The sequence below is a fragment of the Arthrobacter sp. NicSoilB8 genome (assembly GCF_019977355.1).
GTDB lineage: Bacteria > Actinomycetota > Actinomycetes > Actinomycetales > Micrococcaceae > Arthrobacter.
The window spans coordinates 50,908-66,562 of sequence record NZ_AP024655.1 but is presented as its reverse complement, the minus strand read 5'-3'; the positions used below and the strand labels follow the sequence as shown (position 1 = coordinate 66,562).

13 protein-coding genes are annotated in these 15,655 nt (G+C 69.1%); 7 read left to right on the top strand and 6 right to left on the bottom strand.

Features of this window, described 5'->3' with window-relative positions; translation table 11 throughout:
• Positions 1–21: 21 nt before the first annotated feature.
• Together LDO15_RS00330 and LDO15_RS00325 are read right to left on the bottom strand one after the other, a co-directional pair.
• Entirely contained in the window at positions 22–1,359 is a 1,338-nt protein-coding gene (locus LDO15_RS00330) for an MFS transporter (protein WP_223982688.1), read from the bottom strand.
• 73 nt (positions 1,360–1,432) lie between these two features.
• Positions 1,433–2,191 carry a 5-oxoprolinase subunit PxpA gene (locus tag LDO15_RS00325; RefSeq protein ID WP_223982686.1) on the bottom strand — a complete coding sequence of 253 codons (759 nt, stop codon included), beginning with the start codon at positions 2,189–2,191 and terminating at the stop codon, positions 1,433–1,435.
• Between the two features lie 106 nt (positions 2,192–2,297).
• Between LDO15_RS00325 and LDO15_RS00320 the strand changes: the two genes are divergently transcribed.
• The gene (locus tag LDO15_RS00320; protein WP_223982684.1) at positions 2,298–3,059 is read left to right on the top strand and encodes a GntR family transcriptional regulator; all 762 of its coding nucleotides are present in this window, start codon (positions 2,298–2,300) and stop codon (positions 3,057–3,059) included.
• 166 nt (positions 3,060–3,225) lie between these two features.
• On the opposite strand, the gene LDO15_RS00315 is transcribed toward LDO15_RS00320, so the two are convergent.
• Positions 3,226–4,275, bottom strand: coding sequence for a LacI family DNA-binding transcriptional regulator (locus LDO15_RS00315; RefSeq protein WP_223982681.1), 1,050 nt, complete (start codon positions 4,273–4,275; stop codon positions 3,226–3,228).
• 1 nt (position 4,276) lies between these two features.
• Positions 4,277–5,527, bottom strand: coding sequence for a Gfo/Idh/MocA family oxidoreductase (locus tag LDO15_RS00310; RefSeq protein ID WP_223982679.1), 1,251 nt, complete (start codon positions 5,525–5,527; stop codon positions 4,277–4,279).
• Positions 5,528–5,833: 306 nt separating this feature from the next.
• Between LDO15_RS00310 and LDO15_RS00305 the strand changes: the two genes are divergently transcribed.
• The 6 genes from LDO15_RS00305 (at position 5,834) to galK (ending at position 13,704) form a co-directional block, all read left to right on the top strand.
• Entirely contained in the window at positions 5,834–6,655 is an 822-nt protein-coding gene (locus LDO15_RS00305) for a sugar ABC transporter permease (protein ID WP_223987645.1), read from the top strand.
• A gap of 11 nt (positions 6,656–6,666) precedes the next feature.
• The gene (locus tag LDO15_RS00300) at positions 6,667–7,578 is read left to right on the top strand and encodes a carbohydrate ABC transporter permease (protein ID WP_223982676.1); all 912 of its coding nucleotides are present in this window, start codon (positions 6,667–6,669) and stop codon (positions 7,576–7,578) included.
• A 103-nt stretch (positions 7,579–7,681) separates the two neighbouring features.
• Positions 7,682–9,055 carry a sugar ABC transporter substrate-binding protein gene (locus LDO15_RS00295; protein ID WP_223982673.1) on the top strand — a complete coding sequence of 458 codons (1,374 nt, stop codon included), beginning with the start codon at positions 7,682–7,684 and terminating at the stop codon, positions 9,053–9,055.
• Positions 9,056–9,177: 122 nt separating this feature from the next.
• Complete coding sequence (locus LDO15_RS00290) at positions 9,178–11,343, top strand: alpha-galactosidase (protein WP_223982669.1); 2,166 nt, start codon at positions 9,178–9,180, stop codon at positions 11,341–11,343.
• A gap of 52 nt (positions 11,344–11,395) precedes the next feature.
• Complete coding sequence (gene galT / locus LDO15_RS00285; protein ID WP_223982666.1) at positions 11,396–12,535, top strand: galactose-1-phosphate uridylyltransferase; 1,140 nt, start codon at positions 11,396–11,398, stop codon at positions 12,533–12,535.
• The gene (gene galK / locus LDO15_RS00280) at positions 12,532–13,704 is read left to right on the top strand and encodes a galactokinase (RefSeq protein ID WP_223982663.1); all 1,173 of its coding nucleotides are present in this window, start codon (positions 12,532–12,534) and stop codon (positions 13,702–13,704) included. Before galT ends, galK begins: the two co-directional genes overlap by 4 nt.
• Here galK and LDO15_RS00275 read toward each other — a convergent pair whose 3' ends face one another.
• Entirely contained in the window at positions 13,705–14,763 is a 1,059-nt protein-coding gene (locus tag LDO15_RS00275; protein WP_223982660.1) for a nickel transporter, read from the bottom strand.
• Positions 14,763–15,593 carry an urease accessory protein UreD gene (locus tag LDO15_RS00270; protein ID WP_223982656.1) on the bottom strand — a complete coding sequence of 277 codons (831 nt, stop codon included), beginning with the start codon at positions 15,591–15,593 and terminating at the stop codon, positions 14,763–14,765. Before LDO15_RS00270 ends, LDO15_RS00275 begins: the two co-directional genes overlap by 1 nt.
• Positions 15,594–15,655: the final 62 nt, after the last annotated feature.

Here is a 15,655-nt window from a genome sequence, read left to right as displayed (position 1 = left end):
TCTGGGAAGAGTCCGCGCCGCTCAGGCGTGGGCTTCCTGCAGGAGCCGCTCTTCTTCCTCGGTATGCGGGTTCCGGCCGATGACCAGGCCGATCACCGTCACGACGGCGGCGACGGCCAGGTAGCCGGCGATGATGTACCAGTTGCCGGTCGCGGCGTAGAGGGCCGTGAAGATCAGCGGTGCCACGGCGCCGCCGATCACACCGGCGAGGGTGTAGGCCAGCGAGCTGCCGGCGTAGCGCAGGCGGGCGGGGAACTGCTCGGTGATGAAGGCCGCCTGCGGGCCGTACATGAAGGCGTGGAATGCGAGCCCGATCACGACGCCGATGGTCAGCATGAGCACGGACTTGCCCTGGATCATGAGGAAGAACAGCGGGATGTACAGGGCGGTTCCGACCGTGGCGATGCCGTAGACGAGGCGGCGGTTGAAGCGGTCCGTGAGGGCGCCGGCCGCGGGGATCAGCACCAGCTGGAAGGCGGAACCGATCAGGATGGCGCCGAGGACGTTGCCCGTGGTCATGCCCAGCTGCTTGGTGGCGTAGAGGGCCACGAACACCGTGAAGAGGGAGTAGAGCACGTCGGGGCAGATGCGTGACAGGGCGGCGGCCACGAGGGCGCGGGGTTCCTTGGTGAAGACCTCCTTGATGGGGGCCTTGGGGGCCTCGCCGTGGGCCTGGATGGCCTTGAAAACCGGGGTTTCCTCGAGCTTGAGCCGGATCAGCAGCCCGAAGACCACCAGCAGGGCCGAGGCGAGGAAGGCCACGCGCCAGCCCCACGACAGGAAGGCCTCGGTGCTCAGGGATGCCGCGAGGAGGGCCAGGACGCCGTTGGCCATCAGGTTGCCGGCTGGCGGGCCGATCTGGGCAGCCGAGGACCAGAAGCCGCGCTTGCGTGCATCGCCGAATTCGCTGGAGAGCAGGACGGCTCCGCCCCACTCACCGCCGACGCCGATACCCTGCGCCAGGCGCAGCAGGACCAGGATCGCCGGGGCGGCGACGCCGATGGCCGAGTAGTCGGGCAGCACGCCGATGAGCACGGTGGCGACGCCGATCAGCATCAGGGTGACCACCAGGACGTGCTTGCGGCCGATCTTGTCGCCGAGCCGGCCGAAGATCACGCCGCCGATGGGGCGGGCGAGGTAGCCGACAGCGAAGGTGGAGAAGGACAGCAGCAGGCCGACCAGCTCATCGCCCACGGGGAAGAAGATCTTGGGGAAGATCAGCGCCGACGCGACGGAGTAGATCGCGAAGTCGTAGTATTCCAGCGACGTGCCGGTAAGGCTGGCGATGTACGCCTTGAGGGCGCCGGGCGGCAGCTTCCTCTTGCTGGCGGCCGGAACGGCCTGCTGCGGTGTGGTCATGATTTTCCTCCAGGTGTGCGGGGTGCTGCCTGTTGCTTGGTGTGTGAAGTAGTGCGGTGTGCTGCGGACTGGCTTAGACGAACGCGGCGGTTCCGATCCCGGCGGCGTTGAGCGCCGCGCGGACGGCGGCGGCCATGGTGACGGCTCCCGGGGAGTCGCCGTGCACGCAGATGCTCTCTGCGCGGATCCTCAGGATGGAGCCGTCGATCGTGCGGACGGCGGAGTCGGTGGCCATCCGGAGGACATGCTCCGTGACCTCCGCGTGGTCGTGCAGCACGGCTCCCGGAAGCGTGCGGGAGACGAGGGTTCCGTCCGGGTTGTACGCCCGGTCCGCGAAGGCCTCGGTGACGGCCCGGAGCCCGGCGGCCTCGGCCAGGCGCAGGACCTCCGAGCCCGGGAGGCCCAGTATCGGCAGGTTCGGATCCACCGATTTCACGGCCTCGACGACGGCCCGCGCCTGCGCGGTGTGCGAGACGATCGCGTTGTAGAGCCCGCCGTGCGGCTTGACGTAGGTGACCTTGCCGCCTTCTGCGGCGGCCAGCGCCTGCAGCGCGCCGATCTGGTAGACGACGTCGTCCGCCAGTTCGCCGGGATCGATATCCAGGAAGCGGCGGCCGAAACCGGCGAGGTCGCGGTAGCCGACGTGCGCGCCGATCATGACGCCGGCAGCCACCGCTTCGCGGCAGGTCCGGCGGATCACGCTGGGGTCGCCGGCGTGGAATCCGCACGCCACGTTGGCGCTGGAGACGGAGCGGAACATCGCCAGATCGTCGCCCAGCGTCCAGCGTCCGTACGACTCGCCGACGTCGCTGTTCAGGTCGATCGTTGCCATTGTGATCCTCATCTCATGGTTGTGCCTCTTCTAGGATGCACCAAAAGTTCAGATTGTTCAACGATTCTTCAATCCAACGATGTGACGATCGTGTAAATTCTGGAGTATGACCAGCTCCCAAGCAGGATCCCGAACCCTTTCCGCCAGGCAGCACACCGCGGCGCCCGGAGCCGGGGCGGGGAGCAAGCGCGGCGCCGCAGCGGGTGCCGCGCTGGGCGCGGCGGCGCGGCTGCGGGTGGCGGTCCCGTCGGTGGCGGACCGGGTGGCGGCGGAGCTGCGCCTCCAGCTGGCGGAAGGCCTGCTGCTGCCGGGAGCCCGGCTCACGGAATCGACCATCGCGGAGGACCTGGGCGTCTCCCGGAACACGGTCCGGGAGGCCTTCGCCGAGCTGGCGGCCGAGCGCCTGGTGGTCCGCCACCCGAACCGGGGCGTCTTCGTGGCCAGCCTGGAGCCCGGCGACATCCACGACGTCTACGCGGTGCGCCGCGCCATTGAGGTGAGCGCGATCCGCGGCGGCGGCAGCCCCGAGCGCGTGGCGGCGGTCCGCGCGGCAGTGGAGGAAGGCAAAGCCGCGGCCGCCGCCGACGACGAGGAGGGCCTGGGCAACGCCAACCAGCATTTCCACGGCGCGATCGTGGCCCTGGCCGACAGCCGGCGGCTGGACACCATCATGGCCCAGGTCCTGGCCGAGATGCGGCTCTTTTTCCACAAGGCCACCCTGGACGCACACTTCTACCGGGGCTGGCTGGCGGACAACGAGGAAATCTGCGCGGCCTTGGAAGCCGGAGACCTGGACCGCGCCGGAGACCTTCTGCTGGCCTATCTGGACCGCTCAGAGGAACGCCAGTCCGCCGTCCACGGGGAGTGACGCACGCCCGGCCAGGGCAAGCCCGGCGACGGCGTCGGAGTTTCCCCACCTTCGTGAGCTCCGACTGGCGTGTTGCGCCGAATCGCCGGTGTTTGGCGGCGTCGCGGCGTTGAAGGTGGGGAAACTCCGCAGGCGCGGGCCTACCCGGCGGGCCTAGCCGACGGGCCTACCCGGCAGGCGCGGCGGGCACGGGCACGCAGCCGCAGGACGCGCGCAGGACCAGGTCCACGGGGAAGGTCCTGTTCCGGGTGGGAGACACGCCGTCGAAGTTGATGAGCGCTTCGACGGCGGCCTCGGCCATGGCCTCCACGGGCTGCGCGACCGTGCTCAGCGGCGGCCAGCTGTACTCCGCCTCGGCCGAGCCGTCGAAGGAGAAGACCGCCAGGTCCTCCGGGACCCGCAGTCCGGCCTCGTGCACCGCGCGGAGCAGGCCAACAGCCTGCAGGTCGGAGCTGACAAACACGGCGGTGGGACGGTCGGCGGCCAGGAGCAGCCGCTGCCCGGCCCGGTAGCCGCCCTGGCGGTCGAAGTCGCAGCGCACAATCGGCCCTTCCGGAAGCCCGGCGTCCGCGAGCCCCTCCTGCCACCCGATCTCGCGCCCGTCCAGATCATTGCCCACATTCATGCCCATGACCAGCGCGATCTTGCGGTGGCCGTGGCCCACCAGGTGCTCGACGGCGCGCCGGGAGCCTTCCTGCAGCTCCACACCGACCGAGTTGAAGCCGGGCACCTCGCTGCTGTGGTTGAGCAGCACGGCGGGGATCTCCGAATGCTCCAGCTCGGTCAGGTCGGGTTCGAACAATACGCTGGAGAGGAAGACGCCGTCGACGCGGCGGCTCGCGAGGTTCCTGACCTGGCGGCGTTCATTGGCCGCCGATCCCCCCGAGTTGGCCAGCAGCAGCGCGTAGCCCCGCGCCGCCGCAGCCTCCTCCACGGCGCGGGCCAGGGCGGCGAAGAAAGGGTTGGTGGTGTCCGCGACCACCATGCCGAGCATCTCGCTGGAGCCCAGTTTCAGTGCCCTCGCCGCGGCATTCGGCCGGTACCCGAGGGCGCTGATGGCCTCGCGCACTTTTGCGGCCGTCACCGGGGAGACCCGCTTGGGGCCGTCGTTCACCACATAACTGACGACGGCGGTGCTGACGCCCGCCAGCCGGGCCACGTCTTTGCGGGTGATCGTGGGCCTGGCGGAGGCTGGCGAGTGTGGCACAGTGACCATGCTACCGCCGGGCTTCCCCGTCAGATCCTTCCCCGCCAGATACCTGTGCGGGCAGCCGGGCCGGCGCGTCGCCGTGGTCCGGCACGGGAAGCCGCTCGCCGCCGCGGAGGGCGGACTCGTGCGCCACGATCCCCGGGAGTGTGTAGCGGGCGGCCTCCCAGGCGTTGACGGGCGGGAGCGTGCCGGTGGCGACGGCCGTGGCGAAGTCATCCACCAGGAAGTGGTGGCTGCCCTCGTGCCCGTTGTGAAGTCCGCGGAACTCGGCGGGAAGCCGCCCGGCGTCGTGGACCGGGGCCAGCCCGGAGCTGAAGGCGTCCCGCAGGGCGGGTGCGACGCCGGCCAGCGCCGGATCGTCGGCGTCGAGCGTGGCCCGGGTGGCGAGTTCGGCGCTGACATCGGTCACGGATGCCTTGTCCTGCCACACACTGACCAGGGCCAGCTGCTCGAAGCTGGCTTCCGTGCCGAAGTACCGGAACCGGCTTTCGCGCAGGTGGGAGGGGTAGCCGACGCGGCGCATCTCGTTGATGCGCATGGATCCGCCGGTGGAGAGTTCGAACAGCGCGGTGGCGTTGGAGAAGTCGTTGCCGAACATGCTGACGTCCTTGTCGAACACGCCGTCGCCGCGCTCGTCGGAAACGCCAATGCAGCTGACGCTGACGGCATGGCCGCCGATGGCGCCCAGCACGCCGCCGGTGGAGTGGGTCGGGTACAGCATGGGCGGGTAGCTGGCGGTGCGCTTCCAGTCCTCCCCGCCGCTGTACTGGTAGGCCTCGTAGAAGCCGAGATCCATGTCGTGGACGTAGTCGCCCTCGGCGTAGAAGATGCGGCCGAACGCGCCTTCGGCGTGGCGCTTGCGGGCGTAGACCGTGGCGGGATTGTAGTAGCTTGTCTCGCCCATCATGTAGGTCAGGCCGGTCTCCCGGACGGCCTCGATGATCCGGGCGATCTCGTCCTCGCTGATGGCCATCGGCACTGCCGAATACACATGCTTGCCCGCCCGGAGCGCCTGCAGCACCAGCGGGCCGTGCGTCCAGCGCTGGGTGAAGATCGCCACGGCGTCGAGGCCGCCGTCGAGCATCGCCTCGAAGCTGGGATAGGTCCCCGCCAGGCCGAGCCGCTCCCGGAGGGCCTCGGCCCGTTCCGGCAGGACGTCGGTGACATGGACTTCTGAAATCGCGGGGTGGGCGTCGAAGAGTTTGGCGAAGGCGCCGGCGAACTGCCCGGCGCCGACGATGCCTAGTGAGAACGTCATGCCCGCAAGTTTCACATCAGTTTCTACTCGAGTCAATAGCTGATGATGAGCGAAAAGATTCCTCCCTGAAACATAGGGGAAACGGTTGCGCATTAGAAAGTTACTCGTGTAGATTCAAGCCTCAGTTGTAATCCACGTCACAGCATTCATGTAACAGCGGAGGAATCACCAATGACCACCACAACTGCCCGCGGCGCCGTTCCGGCCCGCAAGGCGGCCGGCACGGGAACGGGCAATGCTGCCCCCCGCGCCCGGCGCCGGACCCGAAGCGACCTGAGGGTTGCCCTCTTCTTCATCGCCCCGGCCATGCTCGGCTTCGTTGTCTTTTACCTGGTGCCGAGCATCCGGGGCCTCTACCTGAGCTTCACCGAATACAACATCCTCGGCACGCCGAAGTGGATCGGCGGCGCCAACTACGCGGCCATCGCCAAGGACCCCCTGTTCTGGAACGCGCTGGGCGTCACCACCCAGTACGTCCTGATCAACATCGTGCTCCAGACCGTCCTGGCCCTCGGCCTGGCCCTCCTGATGCACCGGGTCGCCAAGTCGACTTTCATCCGCGGCAGCCTGCTGCTGCCCTACCTGGTGGCCAACGTGATCGCCGCGCTCCTGTGGTTCTGGCTGCTGGACTACCAGATCGGCATCGTCAACAACCTCATCGACGCCATCGGGCTGCCCCGCATCGCCTTCTTCGGCAGCGAGGAATGGGCCATCCCCACCCAGGCCCTGATCAACACCTGGCGCCACATGGGCTACACGGCCCTGCTGATCTTTGCCGGCCTCCAGGCCATCCCGCAGCACCTGTATGAGGTCGCCAACCTGGACGGCGCCTCACCGTTCCAGACCTTCTGGAAGATCACCATGCCGCTGCTCCGGCCCGTCGTCGTGCTGGTCCTGGTGGTCACCGTCATCGGTTCGTTCCAGGTCTTCGACACCGTCGCCGTCACCACGCAAGGCGGCCCGATCAACGCCAGCCGCGTCCTGCAGTACTACATCTATCAGCGTGCCTTCACGGAGTCTGACTTCGGTTACGGCTCCGCCCTCGCTGTCATCCTCTTCGTCATCCTCGCCCTGGTGGCCTTCATTCAGATGAAGTTCCTCAGGGGCAACGAGTCGGACCTGGACTAAGGAGTCCCAGCATGACTACTGCCACATCAGCCATTCGCGCCAGGTCACGCCGCCTCAACTGGCGCCGCGCCGGAGCCTGGGCCCTCGTGGTCCTTGCGGTCGCGGTCTCGATACTGCCCTTCTACTGGGTGCTGCGGACCTCGCTGTCCTCCAACAGCGCACTGGCTTCCAACGCCTCCAACCTGTTGCCAGCCGACTTCAACCTCGGCGCGTACAAGCGGGTCTTCGGCCTCCAGACCGCCCAGGAGGCCATGGCGGAGGGCGGTTCCGGGGCCAAGATCGATTTTTGGATCTACCTGCGCAACACCGTGATCTTCTCCGCGGTCACCACGGCCGGCGCGGTCTTCTTCAGCTCCATGGCCGCCTATGCCTTCTCCCGGCTGCGCTGGCGGGGCCGGAACGCCGTCTTCGGCCTCTTCCTGGCCACCATGATGGTGCCGCCGATCTTTACCGCCCTGCCCAACTTCCTGCTCATCAAGAACCTCGGCCTCCTGAACACCATGCTCGGGATGGTGCTGCCGTACCTCTTCATGACCCCGTTCGCGATCTTCTTCCTCCGCCAGTTCTTCCTGAACATGTCCCGCGAAGTCGAGGAAGCGGCCATGCTCGACGGCGCCAAGCACCTGCGCATCTTCTTCCAGATTGTGCTGCCCAACGCCGCGGCGCCGATCGCCACCCTGGCCCTGCTGACATTCATCGGGCAGTGGAACGAATACTTCTGGCCGCTGCTGGTCGGCAACCAGGACAACGTCCGCGTGCTCACTGTCGGCCTGGGCGTCTTCAAGTCCCAGTCACCCCAGGGTGCGCCCGACTGGTCCGGCCTCATGGCCGCCACCCTCGTCTCTGCCCTGCCGGTCCTGCTGCTTTTCGTCGCCTTCGGCAAGAGGATCGTCAACTCCATCGGCTTCTCCGGAATCAAGTAACCCCGACCCAGAAACCCGTGCTGGACGTTCCAGCCGCACCCCCATGCCCAAAACACCGTCCCGAAAACACCGTTCCCAAATCACAGTCCCGAAAGGACCCCCCATGAACAAGAAAGCAACCGGCAAGAAAGCAGTCGGCGCCCTCGCCGCCGCGGCCGCCGCTGTCCTGGCCCTCTCCGCCTGCGGAAGCGGTGGAGGCGCCTCGGGCGGCTCCGGCGAGGAAGCCAAGGGCGAGATCAGCTACTGGCTCTGGGACGCCAACCAGCTCCCTGCGTACCAGCAGTGCGCCGATGACTTCCACACGGCCAACCCGGACATCACCGTCAAAATCACCCAGCGCGGCTGGGACGACTACTGGAGCACCCTGACGAACGGTTTCGTCGCCGGCACCGCCCCGGACGTCTTCACCGACCACCTCGCCAAGTACCCCGAATTCGCCAAGACCGGCCAGCTCCTGGCCCTGGACGACGCCGTCGCCAATGACCACGTCGACGTCACCCAGTACAACAAGGGCCTCGCCGACCTCTGGGTGGGCGAGGACGGCAAGCGCTACGGCCTCCCCAAGGACTGGGACACGATCTCCCTGTTCTACAACAAGAAGCTCACCGCCGACGCCGGCGTCAGCGATGACCAAATGAAGGCCCTGAGCTGGAACCCGCAGGACGGCGGCACTTATGAAAAGGCGATCGCGCACCTGACCGTCGACAAGAACGGCAAGCGCGGAGACGAGCCCGGCTTCGATAAGACGAAGGTGGCCGTCTACGGCATCGGCCTGAACAACTCCGGCTCCGGTCAGGGCCAGACCGAGTGGAGCTACCTGACCGGCACCACCGGATGGACCCACACGGACAAGAATCCGTGGGGCACGCACTTCAACTACGACGATCCCAAGTTCCAGGAGTCCATCGCCTGGTTCGCCAGCCTGTCGGAGAAGGGCTACATGCCCAAGCTGGAGACCACCGTCGGCGCGAGCATGGCGGACACCTTCGCCGCCGGGAAGTCGGTCATCAACGCCCACGGCTCCTGGATGATCGGCCAGTACACCGGCTACAAGGGCGTCGACGTCGGAATCGCCCCGACCCCCACCGGCCCCGACGGCAAGCGCGCCTCCATGTTCAACGGCCTGGCCGACTCCGTGTGGGCCGGCACGAAGAAGCCCGCCACTGCCGTGAAGTTCGCCGAGTACCTGGGCTCCGCCGCCTGCCAGGACGTCGTGGCCTCCAAGGCCGTGGTGTTCCCCGCCATCAAGTCCTCCTCGGACAAGGCCGAGGCCGCCTTCAAGGCCAAGGGCGTGGACGTCACCCCCTTCACCCAGCAGGTCAAGGAGGACACCACCTTCCTGTTCCCGATCGCGGACAAGGCGGCCAAGGTGGACGGCATCATGAAGCCGGCCATGGATGCCGTGGTCTCCGGCAAGCAGCCGGCCAGTTCCCTCTCGCAGGCCAACGACCAGGTCAACTCCCTCTTCAACAAATAAGCCTGTTCAACAAGTAAGCCTCTGAAGCCACATGCCGCTACGGCGGCGCCCGGTGCGCGGGGTCCCCACCCCGGATCCCGCGCACCAGCACCTGACTTCCGCACTACTGAAAGCGAATCCCCATGCACCCCGTGCACCTGCGTTCTGCCGGCACCAGCCTCCTGCTGGCCTTCGACTCCGGCGAAGCCGAGATCGTCCATTGGGGCGCCGACCTCGGCGACCACCTCCCCGATCTGGCGATCCTCCGCGGGCCGGTCACCCACTCCGCCCTCGACATCCCCGTCACCGCAGGGCTGCTCCCGCAGGCCTCCTCCGGCTGGGCCGGGCGGCCGGGACTGCGCGGGCACCGCAGCGCCGACGGCGCCCCCGGCCGGGACTTCTCCCCGGCCCTGCGGGTGGTTTCCGCCGAAATGCAGGACGGCGGCCGCGGGGTCCTCATCATCCACCGGGACGCCGACGCCGGACTCGAGGTCCGCTCCGAGCTCACCCTTCACCCGGGCGGCCTCCTGGAACTGGCGCACACCCTCACCAACAGCGGCACGGCCGCGTACCAGCTAGAGGAACTGGCCTCGGTGCTGCCGGTTCCGCGGGACGCCACCGAACTGCTCGACCTCACCGGACGCTGGTGCCGTGAAAAGCACCCGCAGCGGCACGCCCTCCAGCAGGGCACCTGGGTCCGCACCGGCCGGCACGGCCGCACCGGCCACGATTCCTCGCTGCTGGTCGCCGCCGGGACCGCCGGCTTCTCCAACCGCAGCGGCCAGGTCTGGGCCACGCATTTCGGCTGGAGCGGCAACCACGAGCAATACCTCGACAGCCTCGCCGACGGCCGGCGCATGCTCGGCGCCGCGGAGCTGCTCGGCTCCGGCGAAGTGGTGCTCCACCCCGGCACCTGCTACCGGACGCCGTCGCTCTTCGCCGCCTACTCCGGCCGCGGCCTGGACGGCATCACCGAGGCCTTCTACGACTGGTTCCGGGCCCGGCCGCAGCACGTGGACACCACGTCCGGGCGCGTCCGCCCGGTGGTGCTCAACACGTGGGAGGCCGTGTACTTCGACCACCGCCTCGAACCCCTGCTCGAACTCGCCGATGCGGCCGCCGAGCTCGGCGTGGAACGCTTTGTCCTGGACGACGGCTGGTTCCGCGGCCGCCGCGACGACCACGCGGGCCTCGGCGACTGGTACGTCGACGAGGGCCTGTGGCCCGGGGGCCTCACCCCGCTGATCGACGCCGTCACCGGCCACGGCATGGAATTCGGCCTGTGGGTGGAGCCGGAGATGGTCAACCTGGACTCCGACGTCGCCCGCGAGCACCCGGACTGGATCGTGGGCCCGTCGGTGCTCTCCTACAAGGACGGCGGCCGGCTCCCGCAGACCTGGCGCCACCAGCACGTCCTGGACCTCGCCAACCCCGAAGCCTGGCAGTACATCTACGACCGCCTCGACGCCCTGCTGGGCGAGAACACCATCGCCTACCTCAAGTGGGACCAGAACCGCGACCTCACCGAGCACGGCCGCGGCGGCCGCCCGTCCGTCCACGACCAGACCCTCGCGGCCTACCGGCTCTTCGACGCGCTCAAGGCAGCCCACCCGGACGTGGAGATCGAAAGCTGCTCCTCCGGCGGGGCTCGCGTGGACCTCGGCATCCTGCAGCGCACCGACCGGGTCTGGGCCTCGGACTGCAATGACGCCCTGGAGCGCCAGACCATCCAGCGGTGGACCCAGGCGGTCCTGCCCCCGGAGCTCGTCGGAGCGCACATCGGCCCCACCACCTCGCACACCACGGCCCGCACCCACGACATCTCGTTCCGCGCCATCACGGCCCTCTTTGGCCACTTCGGCATGGAATGGGACATCCGCGCGGCCACGGGCGAGGAGCGGGCCACGCTGCGTCGGGCCATCGCGCTCTACAAGCGCCACCGCGCGCTGATCCACTCCGGCAAACGCGTAAACGCGGACACCGCCGAGCCCTCCCTGAGCATCCACGGTGTGGTGGCGCACGACGCCGGCGAGGCCCTCTTCGCGGCCGTGTCCCTGGCCTCCGCACCGGCGGAAGCCCCCGGGCAGGCCTCGCTCCCCGGCCTTGACCCGAAACGGACCTACCGTGTCCGGGCCGAACTGCCCACACCCCTCGACGGCGACTACGCGCACACCTTCACCCAGATCCGGCCGCCCGCCTGGCTCGAAGACGGGGCCGTCGCGTCCGGCGCCTTCCTCCAGCACGTCGGCCTGCCCCTGCCGGCCCTGAACCCGGAGCACGCCCTGCTCCTGCACGTCCAGGCCGTCTGACCGCTGATTCCGGGCCGGGCAGCGCCCGCCCCCACTCTCTGAAGGAAACCCCATGACCAGCATCATCAGCCGCGTTGACGCCCCGGCGTCGGTGTCCGAGGTGACCAGTACGCGCCTCGCCGACGGGCGCGAGCTCCTGTATTTCGACGACACCGCCCGTCCCCTGCAGCGCCCGTCCAGGGACCGCCGCGACCTTCCCGGACGCGGCCCGTCCGGGGAGATCCGGTACGACGCCCTGACCGGGGAATGGGTGGCGGTCGCCGCGCACCGGCAGCACAGGACACATCTTCCGCCGGCGGACGAGTGCCCGCTGTGCCCGAGCACCGACGCGCGGCCCTCGGAGATCCCGGCCGCGGACTACGACGTCGCCGTGTTTGAAAACCGCTTCCCGTCACTCGGCCCGGATTTCGCCTCTGCCCCGGCAGCGCCGGGCTGGGGAAGCCGCGGGCTGGCCGGCGGCCGGTGCGAGGTGGTGGCCTTCACCCCCGAGCACACGGGGACGTTCGCCGCGCTCAGCACCCGGCGGGTGCGCACCGTGATCGACGCGTGGGCGCACCGTACCGGGGCGCTCAGTGCCCTGCCCGGCGTGGCGCAGGTATTCTGCTTCGAGAACCGCGGCCAGGACATCGGCGTGACCCTGCACCACCCGCACGGCCAGATCTACGCCTACCCCTACGTCACGCCCCGGGCCGCGGTGATGGCCGCGGCCGCCGGGCGGTTCCAGGAGGCAGCGGGCGGGACGGCCACGCTGACCGGGAGCATTGTGGCGAGTGAACGAGCCGACGGCGACCGGATGGTGGTGGAGGGCGAGTTCTTCAGCGCCTACGTGCCGTTCGCCGCGCGCTGGCCGTTGGAAATCCACCTGGTCCCGCACCGCCAGGTTCCGGACCTGGCGGCGCTGACCGGCGCCGAGCGTGACGAGCTCGCCGTCCTCTATCCGGACCTGCTGGGCAGGCTCGACGCACTGTACGGCAGCCCGACGCCGTACATCAGCGCCTGGCATCAGGCCCCCCTTGACCCGGTGCTGCGCCGGTCCGGGTACCTGCACCTGCAGCTCACGTCGCCCCGGCGGGCCGCGGACAAGCTCAAGTTCCTGGCTGGCTCCGAGGCCGCCATGGGCGCTTTCATCAATGACACCACCCCCGAAGAGGTCGCGGCCCGGCTCCGGGACGCCAGGACAGGAACGGCATGACCCCCACCGACACCACAGCAACAGCCCTGGCGGACGGGCTGGCCCGCGCCTTCGCCGGCCACTTCGGCCGCGACGCCGACGGCGTGTGGCAGGCGCCGGGACGGGTCAACCTGATCGGCGAGCACACCGACTACAACGACGGCCTCGTCCTGCCGTTCGCCATCAACCGCGCCACCACCGTGGCCGTGGCGGCACGGGCGGACCGCACCGTGCGGCTGATTTCATCTTTCGGCGACGCTGACGCAGTGGAATTCGATCTCGACACGTTCACCCCGGACCAGGCGGCCGGCTGGTCCGCGTACCCGGCCGGTGTGGCCTGGGAGCTGGAACGCGCCGGCATCACGGTGCCGGGCTTTGACCTGTTCGTGTCCTCCGACGTCCCGGTCGGCGCCGGGCTGTCCTCCTCCGCCGCCCTGGAATGCGCCGTCGCCCTGGCCTTGTCCGATCTCACCGGAGCCGGGCTGGGCCGCCCCGAACTGGCAGACATTGGGCGGCGTGCCGAAAACAACGTGGTCGGCGCCCCCACCGGGATCATGGACCAGTCGGCCTCGATGCTCGGCACCAAGGATTGCGCCGTCTACCTGGACTGCCGCGACCTCAGCTCCCGCCCGGTGCCCCTCGGCCTGAGGGAATCCGGGTTGGTCTGCCTGGTCATTGACACGAAGGTCTCGCACGCCCACGCCACCGGCGGGTATGCCGAACGCCGGGCCTCCTGCGTCCGGGGCGCCCGGGCCATGGGCGTCGGCGCCCTCCGCGACCTCGCCGCCGCCGATCTGCCCCGGGCGGAGCGGATCCTCGATGACGTCACGTTCCGCCGGGTCCGGCACATCGTCACGGAGAACGAACGGGTCGCCCGCACCGCGGAACTGCTCGCAGCCCGGGGGCCGCTGGCCATTGGGGAACTGCTGGACGCCAGCCATCGCTCCATGCGGGACGACTTCGAGATCTCCTGCCCGGAACTGAACCTGGCAGTGGATGCCACGCGCGCCAACGGGGCCATCGGGGCCCGGATGACAGGCGGCGGGTTCGGCGGCTCCGCCATCGCCCTGGTTCCGGTGGCCGACGCGGATCGGGCCCGGTCCGCGGTCCTGGCCGGCTTCGCCTGGCGCGGGCTGCGGGCGCCGGATGTTTTCACGGTGCTGCCGGCAGAGGGTGCGCGGCGGCTGTGATCAGCGCCCGTAGCGGGCGGTTGCCCGGCCGTGCAGCGCGGCTGCGGCCCAGACGGACAGCAGCAGAGCCACGAGCAGCAGGCCGGCGCCGCCCAGGTCCACGGACCCGAGCCAACGTGTCAGCGGGTCGCCGAGCCCGAACGCCTCATGAAGGGTCCCGCCCAGGGTGATGACGGCAACGAAGAGGGCGGACACCGCAGAAATGCCGGTGATGACAGCGTTGAAGCCGAGTTTTCGTCCTGGATCCGCCAGGGCGGAGCGGTACATCCGCATCATGGCCACGCCGTTGATGGTGTCGCACAGTGTCATGGCCGCCGCGAAGGCCAACGGAAGCGCCAGCAGCGCGAGCGGGGAAACGCCGGCCAGCGAGGCCGCCGCCGCCATAACCAACAACCCGATCGTGGTGGCGGTATCGAAGCCCAGTCCGAAGAGAAACCCGATCACGTAGATGTTCCGGGGATGCCGGACCCGGGCCAGCGGCCGCGCGAGCAGCCGGGCGACGAAACCGCTCGCGGCCAGGTCCTCGTGGGAGACCGTGGCGCCGTTGCGCGCACCCCGGTACACCGTGAGCGTGCGGAGGAAAGCAGCGCCGTTGAAGGCGCCCATGGCCAGCAGGAACAGCCCCGACACCGCGCTGCCAATGATCCCCAGCAGCAGGTTTCCGGGAGTCCCTTCGGCCATGAAGCTGCCCACCAGCGAGGCTCCCGCCACCACGGCCACCCCGGCGAGGACCACCACGGAACTGTGGCCCAGGCTGAACGCGAAGCCCACACTGACCGGATCGCGGCGCTCGGCGGCAAACTTCCGGGTGGAGTTATCGATCGCCGCGAGGTGGTCCCAGTCGTAGCTGTGTTTCACGCCCGCCAGGTAGGCCGTCAGTACCAGCCCGATGCCCAGCGGCTGTCCGCCTCCGGCCGCACCGGAGACCAAAAGCGCGACGGCGGCAGCGTGGAGCGCGGCCACCGCACCGAAGGTCACCAGCAGCCGCGTCCTCAGCGGCAGGTGCGCCCGCTCGCGGTAGAGCCGGTGCAGCGCCGCCATCTGCTGCATCGTGGCCATCAGTACTTCCTCAAATCCAGGGGATCCTGCCCGTACCAGCGTTTCCGCAGCATGGCAGTGGCAGCTCCCAGCACACGCCTCAGTTCCTCCGTGCTGTTCGAGAGCGACCTCAGCACCAGCCCGGACGTTCCCAGCACGGCGGCGGTGAGCGAGACGCCGGTATGGGCGTCGAAACCGGCAGTGATCCCGTGCAGTTCGTCGGCGAGTGCCTGGTCCACGCGCGGGTCCACCACCATCAGCGACCCCAGGTGGCTGAAGCCCTCCATGAACGCCATGCCCGTAACATCGCCCACGGACGGCCGGATAAGCACGTTGTCCAGGGCCAGCAGCCCGCCCGCTCCCCCGGACTCGACCCTGATCTCGGTCCGCAGCCGCAGCTCCTCGTACCGGAACGCGGCCCCGTCCGGTGACCACCCCGGGGTGACAATCTCGGCCATGATGAGGCTCGACGTCGGCCGCACCGTGACGTGCGTATTCTGCCGGTAGCTGGCCTCCCGGTAGGCGATCACCTGATCCGGGGCGAGCTCCAACCGGGCCTCCTCCCCGAGCCGCAGCCGCATCCGCTGCTCGGCAAACGAATCCGGAGTCCGGTAGATCTTTGTGGCCGACTGCGTGGCGAGCAGCAGCTTGGCCCCGTCCGCCACCTCCACATCGATCACATAGAGGTCAGCCCCCAAATAAGCCCCGCCCGGATTGACCAGCACATAACAAACCTGCCCGGAGTCATCCAGATAATGCGGCCGCAAGACCCTCAAAGCCCCCCGATGGTACTGATGCGCAGCCACGGACTTTCCCGCACGCGCGGTGATCCGTAACTCAAGTTCCCCCATCGGTGACTCGACAGCAGAAGCGGAGCCGGGGGTAAGGGGCCGCGGCGTGGCGGGCACCGCGG